Source organism: Microbispora sp. H10885 (genome assembly GCF_014161415.1).
GTDB lineage: Bacteria > Actinomycetota > Actinomycetes > Streptosporangiales > Streptosporangiaceae > Microbispora > Microbispora triticiradicis.
The window spans coordinates 70,477-85,398 of sequence record NZ_JABBWY010000016.1; the positions used below are offsets into that span (position 1 = coordinate 70,477).

General features: G+C 72.4%; 11 protein-coding genes. All 11 read left to right on the top strand.

Translation table 11 applies throughout. From position 1 onward, the window contains the following. The first annotated feature begins 82 nt into the window (after positions 1 to 82). A complete protein-coding gene (pabB, locus tag HHX37_RS33055; RefSeq protein WP_182887913.1) occupies positions 83 to 2,221 on the top strand; it encodes an aminodeoxychorismate synthase component I in 2,139 nt (712 codons plus the stop codon). Further along, entirely contained in the window at positions 2,218 to 3,675 is a 1,458-nt protein-coding gene (locus HHX37_RS33060) for a 4-hydroxyphenylacetate 3-hydroxylase family protein (protein ID WP_117408629.1), read from the top strand. The genes pabB and HHX37_RS33060 overlap by 4 nt, the downstream gene beginning before the upstream one ends. Beyond that, positions 3,672 to 5,456: an ABC transporter ATP-binding protein gene (locus HHX37_RS33065; RefSeq protein WP_182887914.1), complete on the top strand. Its 1,785-nt coding sequence runs from the start codon at positions 3,672 to 3,674 to the stop codon at positions 5,454 to 5,456. Before HHX37_RS33060 ends, HHX37_RS33065 begins: the two co-directional genes overlap by 4 nt. Beyond that, a complete protein-coding gene (locus HHX37_RS33070; protein WP_138462281.1) occupies positions 5,453 to 7,240 on the top strand; it encodes an ABC transporter ATP-binding protein in 1,788 nt (595 codons plus the stop codon). Before HHX37_RS33065 ends, HHX37_RS33070 begins: the two co-directional genes overlap by 4 nt. Then, a complete protein-coding gene (locus tag HHX37_RS33075; protein WP_182887915.1) occupies positions 7,228 to 8,733 on the top strand; it encodes an FAD-dependent monooxygenase in 1,506 nt (501 codons plus the stop codon). Before HHX37_RS33070 ends, HHX37_RS33075 begins: the two co-directional genes overlap by 13 nt. A 107-nt stretch (positions 8,734 to 8,840) precedes the next feature. Next, positions 8,841 to 9,533, top strand: coding sequence for a class I SAM-dependent methyltransferase (locus tag HHX37_RS33080; RefSeq protein ID WP_167521585.1), 693 nt, complete (start codon positions 8,841 to 8,843; stop codon positions 9,531 to 9,533). Between the two features lie 33 nt (positions 9,534 to 9,566). Then, positions 9,567 to 10,397, top strand: coding sequence for a DUF5602 domain-containing protein (locus HHX37_RS33085; RefSeq protein WP_182882598.1), 831 nt, complete (start codon positions 9,567 to 9,569; stop codon positions 10,395 to 10,397). A 3-nt stretch (positions 10,398 to 10,400) separates the two neighbouring features. Continuing rightward, positions 10,401 to 11,399, top strand: a complete 999-nt coding sequence (locus HHX37_RS33090) for a thiamine pyrophosphate-dependent dehydrogenase E1 component subunit alpha (protein ID WP_182887916.1) — start codon at positions 10,401 to 10,403, stop codon at positions 11,397 to 11,399. After that, on the top strand, positions 11,396 to 11,626 hold the full coding sequence (locus HHX37_RS33095; protein WP_117408636.1) for an acyl carrier protein: 231 nt from the start codon (positions 11,396 to 11,398) through the stop codon (positions 11,624 to 11,626). The genes HHX37_RS33090 and HHX37_RS33095 overlap by 4 nt, the downstream gene beginning before the upstream one ends. Next, entirely contained in the window at positions 11,623 to 13,806 is a 2,184-nt protein-coding gene (locus HHX37_RS33100) for a 2-oxo acid dehydrogenase subunit E2 (RefSeq protein ID WP_182887917.1), read from the top strand. Before HHX37_RS33095 ends, HHX37_RS33100 begins: the two co-directional genes overlap by 4 nt. A gap of 18 nt (positions 13,807 to 13,824) precedes the next feature. Beyond that, complete coding sequence (locus HHX37_RS33105) at positions 13,825 to 14,835, top strand: 3-oxoacyl-[acyl-carrier-protein] synthase III C-terminal domain-containing protein (RefSeq protein WP_138462285.1); 1,011 nt, start codon at positions 13,825 to 13,827, stop codon at positions 14,833 to 14,835. Positions 14,836 to 14,922 lie beyond the last annotated feature (87 nt).

Here is a 14,922-nt window from a genome sequence, read left to right on the forward strand (position 1 = left end):
TCAACCTGCTCTTTTCGCATTGTCCACGACCAGGCCGCGGTTTATGCAAGTCGTAGCTTTACTGGTCGAGATGAGGGACCGTATGCGTACGCTACTGATCGACAACCATGATTCGTACACCTACAACCTCTTTCAACTGATGGCCCGGGTGTACGGCACGGAGCCGACGGTGGTGACGAACGACGACGCCGCGTGGCCCGGTCTGGACATCGAGGAGTTCGACGCGATCGTCGTCTCCCCCGGCCCCGGCCATCCGGGCCGGGACCGCGACCTCGGCGCGGTCCGGCAGGTGGTGGCGCGCACCAGGGTCCCGCTTCTCGGGGTCTGCCTGGGTCACCAGGCGATCGCGTTGCTCTCGGGAGCCGACGTGGTGCCCGCGCCCCGGCCCCGGCACGGTCACCTGACCCGTGTGCGGCACACCGGCGAGGACCTCTTCCAGGGACTGCCCCAGGACTTCCAGGCGGTGCGCTACCACTCGCTGTGCGTGCCGGAGGAGGGACTGCCCGCCACCCTCACGCCGACGGCGTGGGCGGAGGACGGCGTGCTCATGGGGCTGCGGCACCGGGAGCGGCCGCTGTGGGGGGTGCAGTTCCACCCCGAGTCGATCGCGACCGAGCACGGCGCGCAACTGGTCGAGAACTTCGGCCGTCTCGCGGCGAAGGCGCTGGCGGAACAGGGCAGGTCACTGCGCCCGGCGCGGGCGCCGCGACGGGCGTCCGCCCAGCCGGCGCCCCTCGCGCCCCAGGCGCCGCCCGCCGCCGTGCGCCCGTGGCGGCTGCTGCACCGCGTGGTGCCGTACGAGGTGGACACGGCGGCGGCGTTCACGGACCTGTTCGGCGGCCTGGAGCACGCGTTCTGGCTGGACAGCAGCCGGGTGGAGCCCGGCCTGTCGCGGTTCTCCTTCCTCGGCGCGCCGGAGGGCCGCGACGGCGAGATCCTGAGCTACTCCGTCGGCGAGGGGCTCACGATCCGGAGCGGGCCGGCCCCGGAGACCGTCACCTGGCCGGATTCGATCTTCGATGCCCTCCGGACCCGGCTCGCCGAGCCGATCCTCGACGTCCCCGACGTGCCCTTCGACCTCACCAGCGGATACGTGGGCTACTTCGGCTACGAGCTGAGGGCCGAGCTGGGCTCGCCGTGCCGGCACCGCGCCACCACGCCCGACGCGGTGTGGCTGTCCGCCACCCGCCTGGTGGTGGTCGACCACGAGCAGCGGACCACCCATCTCATCGCGCTGACCCGGTCGCCGGACGACCCCGCCGCGTCGTCGTGGCTGGCCCGCGCCGAACGGCGGCTCGCCCGGTGGCGGCCGCCACCGGGAGCGGACGCGCCCGCCGCAGACGGCCACGACCCCGAGCCCGGCCTGCTCCGCGCCCGGGACGGCTACCTGGACGACGTCGAGGCGTGCCGGGGCAAGCTGCGCGAGGGCGAGAGCTACGAGATCTGCCTGACCACGCAGACCCGGCTGCCCGTGACCGGCGACCCGCTGGAGCTGTACCTCGCGCAGCGCGCGTCCAACCCCGCGCCGTACGCGGCCTTCCTGCGGCTGGGCGGCTTCGCCGTCCTCTGCTCGTCCCCCGAGCGGTTCCTGCGGATCCGGCCGGACCGGACCGTGGAGACGAAACCGATCAAGGGCACCGCGGCCCGGGGTCGCGGGCGCCGGGAGGACCTGCGGCTGCGGGCCCGGCTGACGACCGATCCCAAGGTCAGGGCCGAGAACCTGATGATCGTGGACCTGCTGCGCAACGACCTCGGGCGGGTCTGCGAGGTCGGCTCCGTCCACGTGCCCAGCTACATGGCGGTCGAGACGTACGCGACCGTCCACCAGCTCGTGTCCACGATCCAGGGCACACTCCGCCCGGACGTCGACGCCATCGGCTGCGTCACGGCGTGCTTCCCCGGCGGGTCGATGACCGGCGCGCCCAAGCTGCGCACGATGGAGATCCTCGACGAGATGGAGCAGACGGCGCGCGGCGTCTACTCCGGCGCCATCGGCTTCCTCGGCCACAACGGCACGGCCGACCTCAACATCGTCATCCGCACCGCGGTGGCCACCGCCGAGGGCCTGACGGTGGGGGCGGGCGGCGCGATCGTGCTCGACTCCGATCCCGCCGAGGAGTTCGAGGAGATGCTGCTGAAGGCGCGGGCGCCCCTCCGCGTGGCCGGGCCCCCGCTGTCGGCGTCGGAACCAGGGCTGCGCTGGGCGGAGGCGGCACGATGACCAGGACCGGCAAGGACTACCTCGACGCGCTGCGCGACGGCAGGACGATCTGGCTGGACGGCGAGCGGGTGGACGACCTGACCACCCATCCCGCCTTCCGGCGTTCGGTCCGCTCGATCGCCGACCTCTACGACCTGACGGCGGAGCACCCCGAGACGCTGACGGCGTCGGTGCCCGGCGTCGACGGGCCGGTGTCGCGCGCCTACCAGATCCCGCGTACGAAGGACGAGCTCAAGGCCAAGGGCCGGGCGTTCAAGCTGTGGTCGGAGGCGACGTTCGGGTTCCTCGGCCGCTCCCCCGACTACATGGCCTCGGCGGTCGCCGGGATGGCGACCGTGCCGGGCGTGCTGGCCCGCGACGGGTTCGACGGCTCGGCCAACCTGGTCGCGCACTGGCGGCGGATGGCCGAGGGCGACCTCTACCAGGCGCACACGCTGGTCAACCCGCAGATCGACCGCACGAAGGCGCCGTCGGAGCAGATGGAGGACGACCTGTGCCTGCGGGTCGTCGCCGAGCGCGACGACGGGATCGTCGTGCGCGGCGCCAAGATGATCGGCACCGCGGCGGCCCTCGCCGACGAGATCCTGGTCGGCGTCACCCAGCGGATGCCGCCCAGCGAGGCCGACTACGCGGTGAGCTTCTCGGTGCCGGTCGCGGCGCCCGGCATCTCCTTCGTCAGCCGGACCTCCTACGAGGCCCGCGCCACCAGCGTCTTCGACTACCCGCTCGCCAGCCGGCTGGACGAGAACGACGCGCTCGTGGTCTACGACGACGTGTTCGTGCCGTGGGAGCGGGTGTTCGCCTACCGCGACCCGGAGGCCTGCCACGCGCAGTTCTGGAAGACCCCGGCGTTCGTCAGCTTCGTCCACCACGGCGCCACCCGGTTCTGGACCAAGCTGGAGTTCCTCACCGGCATCGCCATCCTCGTCGCCAAGGCCAACAACGTCTACGACATGCCGCCGGTGCGGATGCAGATCGGCAAGCTGCTGTCGTGGGTGAACACCGCCAAGGCGCTGGTCGTCGCCGCCGAGGAGCTGTGCGAGCCGGTGCCCGGCGCCGACGCGGTCATGCCGCACCGTGAGACGGCGTACGCCCAGCTCGCCGTGGGGCCGGACCTCTACCCCAAGGTGATCAACGAGATCAAGTTGCTGGCGGGCGGCGGGCTGATCCAGCTGCCGTCCTCCTACCGCGACCTGCTGCGCCCGGAGGTCGCCGCGCTCCTCGGCAAGTACGTGAAGTCCCCCGGGTACGACGCCGAGGCGCGGATCAAGCTGTTCAAGCTGGCCTGGGACGCCGTGGGCAGCGAGTTCGCCGGGCGGCACGACCAGTACGAGCGCTTCTACCACGGGGCGCCGCACGTGTACCTGCCCGCCCTCGTGCGCGAGGGCGACCCCGGCCGGTACGCCGCGCTGGCCGACCGGTGCCTCGACGGCTACGAACTGGAGGACGGGTGAGCACCGCCCGGCCGCCGATGACCGCCGTCTCCCTCCTGCGCGCCTACGTGGGGTCGCAGCCGGCGGCCGTCGCGGTGATGGCCGGTCTGCTGGTCTTCTCCATCGGCCTGGAGATCGCGGAGCCGCGCATCGCCGCGCACTTCATCGAGTCGGTCCAGCTCGGCCGGGCCGAGAGCGTGCTCGTCGGGATCGCCGGGGTGTTCCTGGCCGTGGCCGTGACGCGGCAGGCCGCCCGCATCGTGTCGGCGTACGCCAGTGAGCGGGTCTCGTGGACCGCCACCAACGCCGCCCGCGAGGACCTGACCGCGCACGTGCTGTCGCTGGACCTGACCTTCCACGAGTCCCGCCCGCCCGGCGAGCTGATCGAGCGCATCGACGGCGACGTCAACCAGGTCGCGGAGTTCTTCTCCAGCCTGATCGTGCACATCGCCGGCAACGTCCTGCTGGTGCTGGGCATCCTGATCGCCCTGGCCACCCTGGACTGGCGGGTCGGGCTCACCTTCACCGCGGTCACGATCCTCAGCTATCTGGCGCTGTCGAGGATCGCCGGGATCGCCGGGCTCAAATGGGAGGACGACCGGGAGCAGAGCGCCCGGTTCTTCGGCTACGTCGGCGAGGCGACCCTCGCCACCGAGGACCTGCGCTCGTCCGGCGCCACCGGCTACGCCATGGCGCGCTTCCACCGGCACCTGCGCGCCTGGCTGCCGGTGAAGGTCAGGGCCGAGGGCTGGGGCAGCGCCATCTGGGTCGTGCTCTCGATCGCGTTCACCGCCGGCACGGCGATCGCCTTCGGGTACGGTGGCGTCTTCTACCGCGACGGCGTGGTGTCCCTGGCCGGCGTCTACCTGATCGTCGCGTACGCGGCGATGCTGAACACCCCCATGGAGGTGCTGCGCCACCAGGTGCAGACGCTCCAGCAGGCGATGGCCGCGACGCGGCGCATCGCCGAGCTGTTCGCCCACCGGTCCTCCCTCGCCGACGGGACCGCGGCCATCCCCTCCGGCCCGCTGTCCGTCCGGTTCGACCACGTCAGCTTCGGCTACGGCCGGGACGACTCCGGGGACGAGTCCGGGGACGGCTCCGGGGACGGCTCCGGGGACGGCATGGTCATGCGCGAGGTGTCGTTCGACGTCCCGGCGGGGACCACGCTCGGGCTCGTCGGGCGGACCGGCGCGGGCAAGACCACCATCGCCTCCCTGCTGTTCCGCCTGTACGACGCGAGCCGGGGACGGGTGCTGGTCGGCGGGGTCGACGTCCGCGAGGCCTCCCTGGCGTCGCTGCGGTCGCGGATCGGTTTCGTGCCGCAGGACGTGCAGATCTTCGACGCCACCCTGCGGGAGAACCTGACCTTCTTCGACGAGCGGGCCGACGACCGGCGGCTGCTGGAGATCCTCGACGTGCTGGAGCTGCGGCCCTGGCTGGAGGGGCTGCCCGACGGGCTGTCCTCGCGGATCTCCCCCGGCACCCTGTCGGCCGGCCAGGCGCAGCTCATCGCGCTGGCCCGGGTGTTCCTGACCGATCCGGGGCTGGTCGTGCTCGACGAGCCGTCCAGCAGGCTCGACCCGGTCACCGAGGCCCAGGTGGAACGCGCGCTCGACCGGATGCTCGCCGGGCGCACCGCGATCGTGATCGCCCATCGGCTCGACACGATCCGCCGTACGGACCAGGTGATCGTGCTGGACACCGGCGCGATCGCCGAGCGGGGCGCCACCGCCGGCCTGCTGGCCGACCCGGGCTCCCGGCTGGCGCGGCTCTACCAGGTCGGGAAGGTGCTCACATGAACGGACCGGCCGAGCCGTCCCCGCTGGGGTTCCTCTGGCGGCTGATCACCTACAGCCCCTGGCGCTACCTGCTGGCCGCCTCCGCGTGGGCCATCTTCCACCTGTGGCCGCTGCTGCCCGGCGTGCTGGGCAAGCTGCTGTTCGACGTCCTGGAGGGCCGGGCGCCCGCCGGGATCACCGTGTGGACGGTGGTGGCGATCGCGGTGGGCGCGGGCCTGGCCCGGTGCGTCGCGATCGTCGGCGCGACCGTGGCCTGGGCGGGCTGGTACCTGCGCGCCCGGGGGCTGATCCAGCGCAACCTGCTCGCCCTGGTGTTCCGCAAGCCGGGCGCGCAGCCGCTGCCGGCCGCCGCGGGCGAGAACATCTCCACCCTGCGGGACGACAGCGACGCCATCGCGATGATGGGCGGCTGGGGCTTCGACATGATGTCCGGGCTCATCTTCGCGGGCGGCGGGCTGGCGATCCTGCTCAGCGTCGACGTCCAGGTGACCCTCGTCGTCATGGCGCCGCTCGCGGTCGTCCTGGTCCTCGCGCAGCTGGCGCGCGCCCGGGCGTACCGCATCCGGGTGCGCAGCAGGGCGGCCACCGCCCAGGTCACCGGGACCATCCAGGAGATCGTGGCCGCGGTCCGCGCGATCAAGGCGGCGGGCCGGGAACGCGAGGTCGTCGCCCGGCTGCGCCGCGACAACGAGGCGCGCAAGACCGCGATGATCCGCGACAAGGTGCAGAGCCTCGCCATCGACTCCGTCTTCAACAGCACCGCGAGCATCGGCTCCGGCCTGATCCTGCTGCTGGCGGCGGGCCGGATGCGCTCCGGCGAGTTCACCACCGGCGACTTCGTGCTGTTCTCCACCTATCTGATGCAGGTGGCCGACTACACGTCCTTCATGGGCTACCTCGTGCGCACCTACCAGCAGGCCCGGGTCTCGTTCGTACGGGCGGCCGCCATGCTGCCCGGCACGCCCTCGCGGACGCTGGTCGAGCACCACCCGCTGCACCTGCGCGAGGACGCGTCCCTCACCACGGCGCCGCCGGAACCGGAGCCGCTGCGCGAGCTGGAGGTGCGGTCGCTGACGCACGTCTTCCCCGGATCCGGGCGGGGCGTGCGCGAGGCGTCCTTCACGATCCGGCCGGGGACCGTCACCGTCGTGACCGGCGCGGTGGGGTCGGGCAAGACGACGCTGCTGCGCACCGTGCTCGGCCTCTACGCGCCGCAGGACGGCGAGATCCACTGGAACGGCGAGCGGGTCGACGCCCCGGACGACTTCATGGTGCCGCCGCGCGTCGCCTACACCCCGCAGAACCCCTCCCTGCTGTCCGGCACGATCAGGGAGAACGTGCTGCTCGGCCTGCCGGACGACGGCCGGGTCGAACGGGCGGCGGCCCTCGCGGTGCTCGGCCCGGACCTGGAGCGGCTCGGCGGCGGGCTCGACACGGAGATCGGCGTACGCGGCGTACGCCTCTCCGGCGGGCAGGCGCAGCGCACGGCTGCCGCCCGGATGTTCGCCCGCGACAGCGCGCTGCTGGTCATGGACGACCTGTCCAGCGCCCTCGACGTGGAGACCGAGCAGGAGCTGTGGCGGCGCATCTTCGCCACGTCGGCGACCTGCCTCGCCGTCTCCCACCGGCCCGCCCTGCTGGAGCGGGCCGACCAGGTGCTGCTGCTGAAGGACGGCCGGGTCGTCGCCGCGGGCCCGCTGGCCGAGCTGCTGCGGACGTCCCCGGACATGCGGACGCACTACCGCCCCGCCCCGCCAACGAGGAGTCGACAGTGTCACGTGTGATCATCGTCGGCGCCGGCCCCTCCGGGCTGGCGCTGGCCGGCGAGCTGGCGGCGGGCGGTGTCGACTGCCTCGTGGTGGAGAAGCGGTCGAGCCGCGCCGCCCTGTCCCGGGCCTTCACCGTGGAACCCCGCACGATGGAGTTGCTCGACATGCGCGGCCGGGTCGCCGGGCTGCTGGCCGACGGCCGCCCCTGCCCGCACCCCCCGGTGGGCGACCGGAACGGCTACCTCGACTACGGCCTGCTCGACACGCCGTTCCCGTACAGCCTGGTCGTGCCGCAGCACCGCACCGAGGCCGCGCTGCAGGCCGCCGCCGAGCAGGCCGGCGCGGTGGTCCGCACCGGCGCCGAGGTGGTCGGCCTGCGTCAGGACGCGGAGTCCGCCGAGGTCGACGTACGCGGCCCGGACGGCGTGGTGACGACCGAGCGCGCCGACTACGTCGTCGGCTGCGACGGCGTGAACAGCAGCGTGCGCGAGGCGATCGGCGTCGACTTCGAGGGCTGGAACTACGACGTGTCGGTCATGATGGGCGACATGCGGCTGCGCAACCCGCCGTCGCCGCCCGCCTACGCCCGCATCACCCGCCGGGGCATGGTGGCGCTGTTCCCCTTCAGGGACGACACCTACCGGGTCATCGTGTTCGACCACGAGAAGATGCACGTCCCGGCCTCGCTGCCGGTGACCCCGGCGGACCTGCGGGAGAGCTGCGCGGGCATCCTCGGCATCGACGTCGAGCCGTACGACCCGATCTGGCTGTCGCGGTTCCGCAGCTCGCAGCGCCACGCCCGGCGCTACCGCGTCGGCCGGGTGCTGCTGGCCGGGGACGCCGCCCACACGCACATCCCCTCCGGCGGCCAGGGCCTGCAGACGGGCATCCAGGACGCGTTCAACCTCGGCTGGAAGCTCCGCGCGGAGCTCGACGGCTGGGCCCCGCCGGGCCTCCTGGACAGCTACGAGGACGAGCGCTACCCGATCGCCGCGGCGACCCTGCGCAAGACCGACCTCTCCTTCCGCTTCGAGACCTCGAACGGCGTGGCCGCACGGCTGGTCCGCGGGATCGTCACGAAGCTCGTACGCATCCGCGCGATCCAGCGGGTGAACCTGGAGCACCTGTCCGGGCTCACGCTGCGCTACCCGCCGGGCGACGGCGGGCCCTGGGCCGGGCGGCGGGTCCCCGACCGGCCGCTGACCGACGGCTCGCGGCTGTTCGAGCGGTTCCGGGACGGCCGGTTCGTGCTGGCCGGCCCTCCGGGCGTCGCCGTCGAGCTGGACGGCTGGGCCGACCGGGTCGTCACCGCGACCCTCGCGGAGCCGATCGGCCGGGGATGCCCGCCCGTGGTTCTCGTCCGGCCCGACGGTCACGTGGCGTGGGGCGGGCGGGCCGACTCCGGCGAACTCGCGGGGGTGCTCCGCCGCTGGTGCGGCGAGCCGCGCCGCGCGGCGAGCGGCTCCGGCCAGAACGAGACCGCCGGTATCACGCGGAGAGAAACGTGAGAGCCGCTTTTCCGACAATGAATTGCACATAAAAAGCGTCGGAAAACTGCCGGAGGCGGGCCATGCGAAATTATTCAGCCGAATCGTATGGCGATGCCATCGCCTCCGTGTTCGACGTCGTGAACGACGACCCGGCGGAAGTGGCCGCCATCGTGGAGTTCCTGCGTAGTCGTGCGGGGACCGGCCCGGTGCTGGAAGCGGGCATCGGGACGGGAAGGATCGGCATCCCGCTGGCGGGGACCGGCGTCGAGGTGTTCGGCGTGGAAGTCAGCCGGGAAATGGCCAACCAGCTTCGCACGAAGCCGGGCGCGGAAAAGGTGACCGTCGAAGTCGGCGACATGAATGAAATCGACTTCGGGCGGAAGTTCTCGCTCGTCGTCCTCGCGCAGGGCACCTTCGGCGCGCTGCTGTCGGAACCGGCGCAGCGCGCGTACCTGCGGCGTGTCCCGGAGATCCTCACCGAGGACGGCCGGCTCGTCGTGGAGACGATGGAGGTGGACGACTCCCGCTTCACCCACGACCAGTACGTCGCCACGTCACTGCTCGACGTCGACCACGTGGTGCTCAGCGCGGCGCTCCGCGACCCCGGGCACCAGGTGCTGAGCATCCAGAACGTGCTGCTCACCGCGCACGGCATCCAGCTCTACCCCGTGAAGTTCCGGTACTACACCGCCGGGCAGCTCGACGAGATGGCGGGTGACGCGGGACTGCGGCTGCTCGAACGCTACTCCGACTGGACCGAAGCCGACTACGCGCCGGGCTGCCTCCGGCACGTCTCGGTCTACGGCACCCAGGACTGAACGACCCGTCACCGTCTGGAAGGCGACTCGCCGATGAACATCTCACCCCCCAGGACGCCGCGGCGCTACACCGTCGTGGTCGCGGCGCTCGGCGCCGCGGTATCCCTCACCAGCGGTTGCGCCCTGAACCTCGCCAACGCCAAGTGGTACACCACCACCTACTCGGGCGAGGCGCAGACCGTGGGCCACGGCACCGCGCGGCCGTACGTCATCATCGACCAGGACGGCAACCCCACGGAGGTCGGGGTGCGCCTGTCGGCGACGGCGCTGGACGGGCTGCCCACCGAGGACACCGTCCCGCCGACGGAGACCATCCTGGAGTTCCCCAAGCAGGCGAAGGCCACCGTCTTCAACCACGTGATGCTCAACTGGTACAGCCACGGACGGAAGCCGGCCGAGATCTTCGGCGAGCCGCACTTCGCCTTCCACTTCTACACGCCCGACCACCACTCGGTCATGGACATCGACCCCAAGCTCCACCCCGACCGTGCCGGGAAGGTGCCGGAGAAGAAGTACATCGCGCCCGACTACATCTCCGAGCCGGGCAACCCGGTGGAGATGACCAAGCCCCAGATGGGACTGCACTGGATCGACACGACGCGGCACTTCGGGCCGGTCGGCAGCGCCGAGGAGTTCCGCGAGGTCTTCGTCTACGGCTCCCACGACGGCAGGCTCATCTTCCAGGAGCCGCTCGCGACCAGGAAGTGGCTGCTGACCAAGCCCACCTTCAAGTCGGACATCCGGCAGCCGCAGGAGTACCAGCGCAGCGGCTACTACCCGACCTTCTACGGCATCAAGTACGACGCCGCCACCAACGACTACGTGATCTCGCTGGGCGGCATGCGGATGCGTAAGGCGACGTAGGTCGTGTCCGGCACCCTCGGCCCGTCGCGCGAGGCCCAAGGCCCCCGGGCCCGCGCGGCGGGCGCCGCCGTCCCCGGCCTGCCGGACGCCGTGCCCGGTCTGTCAGATGACGACGTGGCGCAACTGGTCCGCATCCGCCACTTCGAGCGGACCCTGCTGCGGATGTTCGAGGCCGGCGCGCTGAGCGGGACCACGCACACGTGCATCGGGCAGGAGTACGTGCCGGTGGCGCTGGCCCCGCTGCTCGACGGCGACTTCGTGGTCAGCAACCACCGCGGCCACGGCCACTACCTGGCCCACGTCGGCGACGCCGCCGGGCTGCTCGCCGAGATCATGGGCCGGGAGGGCGGGGTCTGCGCCGGCGTCGGCGGCAGCCAGCACCTCTACCGGCCCGGCTTCCTGTCCACCGGCGTGCAGGGCGAGGGCCTGGCGCTCGCGACGGGCGTCGCGCTGCGGCACCGGCGCACCGGCACCGGCCGGATCGCCGCCGTCTACGTCGGCGACGGCACCTGGGGCGAGGGCGCGGTGTACGAGGCGCTCAACATGGCGGCGCTGTGGCGGCTGCCGGTGCTGGTCGTCGTGGAGGACAACGGGATCGCCCAGTCCACCCCCACCGGCGCGCACCTCTCCGGGACCATCGCCGGCCGGGCGCGCGCCTTCGGCGTCGAGTACGCCGAGATCGCCACCCATGACATCCCGGCCGTCCGCGCCGCAGCCGGACCGGTGATCGCGCGGGTCCGCGACGGCGGCGGGCCGGCGGTCGTACGGTTCCTGACCCGGCGGCTCGGCCCGCACAGCAAGGGCGACGACACCCGCCCCGCCGAGGAGGTCGCGGCCCTGTGGGAGGGCGACTGGCAGGCGGGGCTGGAGGCGCGCCTCGGTCCCCGCTTCCGGGAGATCGACGAGCGGGTCCGCGCCGAGGTGGACCGGATCGCCGCCGAGGTGGCGGCACGCCCGCCGTCGCGGTGGGCCGACGTGGCCGAGGCGGGAGCCGTACAGTGAACGAACTGATCACCCTGGTCGCGGGCGTCCTCGACGTGCCCGCCGAGACGGTCGACGAGAACACCGGCACGGCCACGGCCGCCGAGTGGAGCAGCCTGCGCCACGTGCAGATCATCGGCACCGTCGAACGGGCGTACGGCGTGCGGCTGAGCCCGCGCGAGGCCCGCGCGTGCCGCTCCGTGGGGGCGCTGCGGGACACCCTGCGGACGCGCGGAGTCGCGGTATGACACCGCTCGCGCCCCGGCTCGCCGAGAGCCTGAACGGCGCGCTGCACCGGCTGTTCGCCGAACGCCCCGGCCTGCACCTCCTCGGCGAGGACGTCGCCGATCCCTACGGCGGCGCCTTCAAGGTCACCAAGGGGCTGTCGGACCGGCATCCCGGCCGCGTGCTGTCCACCCCGATCAGCGAGAACGGCCTCGCGGGCGTCGCGGCCGGTCTCGCCCTCGCCGGTGACGAGGTCGTGGCCGAGGTCATGTTCGGCGACTTCGCCGCGCTCGTCTTCGACCCGGTGCTCAACCTGATCTCGAAGTCGGTGACGATGTACGGCCGGCGGCTGCCCATGCCGGTCGTGCTCCGCTGCCCGGTCGGCGGCCGTCGCGGCTACGGGCCCACCCACAGCCAGAGCGTGCAGAAGCACTTCATCGGCATGCCGAACCTGGCGTTGTACGAGCTCAGCCCGTTCCACGACCCGTACGGGCTGCTCGCGCACGCCCTGGACCACGGGCCCGCGCTGCTCTTCGAGGACAAGGTGCTCTACACCCGGCGGGCGTACCCCGACGGGGTCGTGGACGAGCACTTCCGCCACTCGCTCGTCGGGGACGCGTCCGGCTGGGCGCACGTGACCCCCGTGGACGGCACGGCCCCCGACGTCGTGCTGATCTGCCCGGGCGGCGTCGCCCACCGGGCGCTCGCCGCCGCCCACCTCCTGCGGGACCAGGGCGTCACCGCGCACCTTCTGGTCCCCGGGCGCCTGTACCCGGTGGACATCGAGCCCGTCCTGCCGGTCCTGGAACGGCCCGCGCTGGTGGCCGTCGCCGAGGAGAGCACGGCGGGCGGCACCTGGGGCTCCGACATCGCGGCGCTGGTGTACGAGCGGCTGTGGCCGCGCCTGCGCGCCCCGGTGCTGCGGCTGTCGTCCGCCGACTCGATCATCCCGGCCGCTCGCCACCTGGAGGACCGGGTGCTGCTGGGCGAGCGGCACATCGCCGAGGCCGTCGCGGAGCGCCTCGGCACGATCGCGACGGGCGCCGCGGTCGTCGCCGGGTCCGTCGTGACGCCGGTCGCCGAGTCCGTTGTCGAGCCCGTCGATGCCGCCCCACCGCTCGCCGTACCTTTCGTCGTGCCGAAGCTGAACAACAACGACACGCACTACCTGGTGACCTGCTGGCTCGCCGAGGACGGGGCCAGGGTCGAGGCGGGCGCTCCCCTGGTCGAACTGGAGACATCCAAGGCGGTCGAGGAGATCGAGGCCCCGGCGGCCGGATATCTGCGGATCTCGGCCGAGGCCGGCACCGAGGTGGAGGTCGGCGCCATCATCGCGGAACTGCACGAACTCGCGCCCCCGGCGCATGCGGCGGCGAGGAGCGGAGCGGGCGGCGAGGCGGCCACGACCGCCGGTCGTGGTGCGGGATCGGCGGCGCCCGCGCAGGCCGCTCCGGCCGCCGAGGCTTCCCGGCCCGCTCAGTCGTCCCCGGCCGCCCAGTCGTCCCCGGCCGACCGGCGGACCTACGTGCTCGACCGGGTGCAGCGGGGCACCGCCGCCGTCGTGACCCGGGCCCACAAGGAGGTGCCGGCGGCCTTCACCGCCGTCGAGGTGGGGGTCGACGCCCTCCTCGCCAGACTGCGCCTGCTGTCGGAGGAGTCCGGCGCCGAGGTCGGCGTACCCGAGGCCGTGGTGAAGGCGGTCGCCGCCGCCCACGACCGCTTCGGCCACCTCTTCGGCAGCCTCGTGGACGACCGGACGGTCGCCGTCTCCGAGGCGCCCCACGTCGCGGTGACGATCGACGCGGGACGCGGCCTCTACACGCCCGTGATCCGGGACTGCGCGAGCCGATCGATCACCGATATCGCCGACGACCTGATGGATTTCCGGATGAAAGCGTGGCGGGGAGGCGATTTCACCACATCCGAGCTCGATGGCGGTACGATCACCATCTCGATCAACACTGAGGCTGATGTGGTGTTCGTACAACCGATCGTCATGTGGCCGCAGTTGTGCATGCTCTCCGTCGGCGGGCTACGTCGGCAGCTCGCGCTCCACGACGGAGTCCTCGCGACAACCACGGTCGTCGTCCTCGGCCTCGCCTATGACCACCGGGTCGTGAACGGCGCCGAAGCGGTGGCCTTCCTGCGAGCGGTCGCGGACAACCTCCGCGAGCCGGACCGGCTCGACCAGCTGGTCGCCTGACGGCGTGATGGAGGACTGATGACGTTCGGGCTGATCGCCTTCGCCGCGGAAGTGGGCGAGCCAGTGCCCGTCAAGGATGTGGTCGCGGATTACACCGAGGACGTCGCGCGGGTGCTCGCGTACGGCTACGACTACGTGCACCGCGCGGCTCCCGGGATGGGGCTGACCGATCTCGCCGTCGAAGCGGGCGGGCAGGCCCTCGCCGCGGCGGGCGTCGCCGCCCGCGACGTCGACCTGCTGGTGTTAGCGATAACAGACATCGCGGAGTACCTGTACTGGGACGCGGCGGCCGCGGTCGCCCACCGGCTCGGCCTCTCCTGGGCGGAGGCCGTACTGGTGGACCAGGGCTGCGCGGGCGGCGTCACCGCCTTCGACACCCTGGCCGGCCGGTTCGCCACCCACCTGTCCTACGACACCGCCCTGGTCATCGGCGCCAACCGCACCACCGAGGCGTACTGGAACCGCCTGGACACCCACTCACTGCTGTTCTCCGACGGCGCGGCGGCGGCCGTGGCCAGCCGCAACGCCGCGTCACTGCGCTGGCGCACGTCGTACGCCGAGACTGACGGACGCTACGCCGACTTCTTCCGCCTCGACGACGGCGGCGGGGCGAAGCCCTTCGGGCCCGGCACGCCGCCTCCCAAGGTCCGGGACGCCTGGCAGATCATGGAGCACTTCCAGTACGACTCCGACCGCATGGCCGCCTTCGCGGACGAGATCAACGACCGTACGGCCCGTGCCGTCCACCGCGCCTGCAAGCAGGCCGGCATCACGGAGGACGACCTCGCGTGGCTCCTCCTGCTCAACGACAATCCTCGTGTCATCGCCGCCCAGGCCGATCTGATCGGTGTGCCGACGTCCCGTACGAACATCCGCGGCGCCCGGCAGCACGGGCATTTCGGTGCCGCCGACCACCTGTTCGAGCTGGGCAACCTGCACGCCTCAGGGGAGCTGGGCCTGGGTGACTACGTGGCGCTGGCCACGAACGGCCGCGGAATGCACTGGGCGTGCACGATCCTGTGGTCCTGACCCACGCCTTGGCCTGAATCGGGCCTGACCGGGCCTGATCGCCCGCTCCCCCGACTCTCCCGGCTCCCCAGGCGCGCGTCTCCGGCG

Excerpts from the sequence above, each read along its gene's own strand:
- pabB (WP_182887913.1), top strand. The coding sequence starts at position 83 with ATGCGTACGCTACTGATCGACAACCATGATTCGTACACCTACAACCTC.
- HHX37_RS33060 (WP_117408629.1), top strand. The coding sequence starts at position 2,218 with ATGACCAGGACCGGCAAGGACTACCTCGACGCGCTGCGCGACGGCAGG.
- HHX37_RS33070 (WP_138462281.1), top strand. The coding sequence starts at position 5,453 with ATGAACGGACCGGCCGAGCCGTCCCCGCTGGGGTTCCTCTGGCGGCTG.
- HHX37_RS33085 (WP_182882598.1), top strand. The coding sequence starts at position 9,567 with ATGAACATCTCACCCCCCAGGACGCCGCGGCGCTACACCGTCGTGGTC.
- HHX37_RS33100 (WP_182887917.1), top strand. The coding sequence starts at position 11,623 with ATGACACCGCTCGCGCCCCGGCTCGCCGAGAGCCTGAACGGCGCGCTG.
- HHX37_RS33105 (WP_138462285.1), top strand. The coding sequence starts at position 13,825 with ATGACGTTCGGGCTGATCGCCTTCGCCGCGGAAGTGGGCGAGCCAGTG.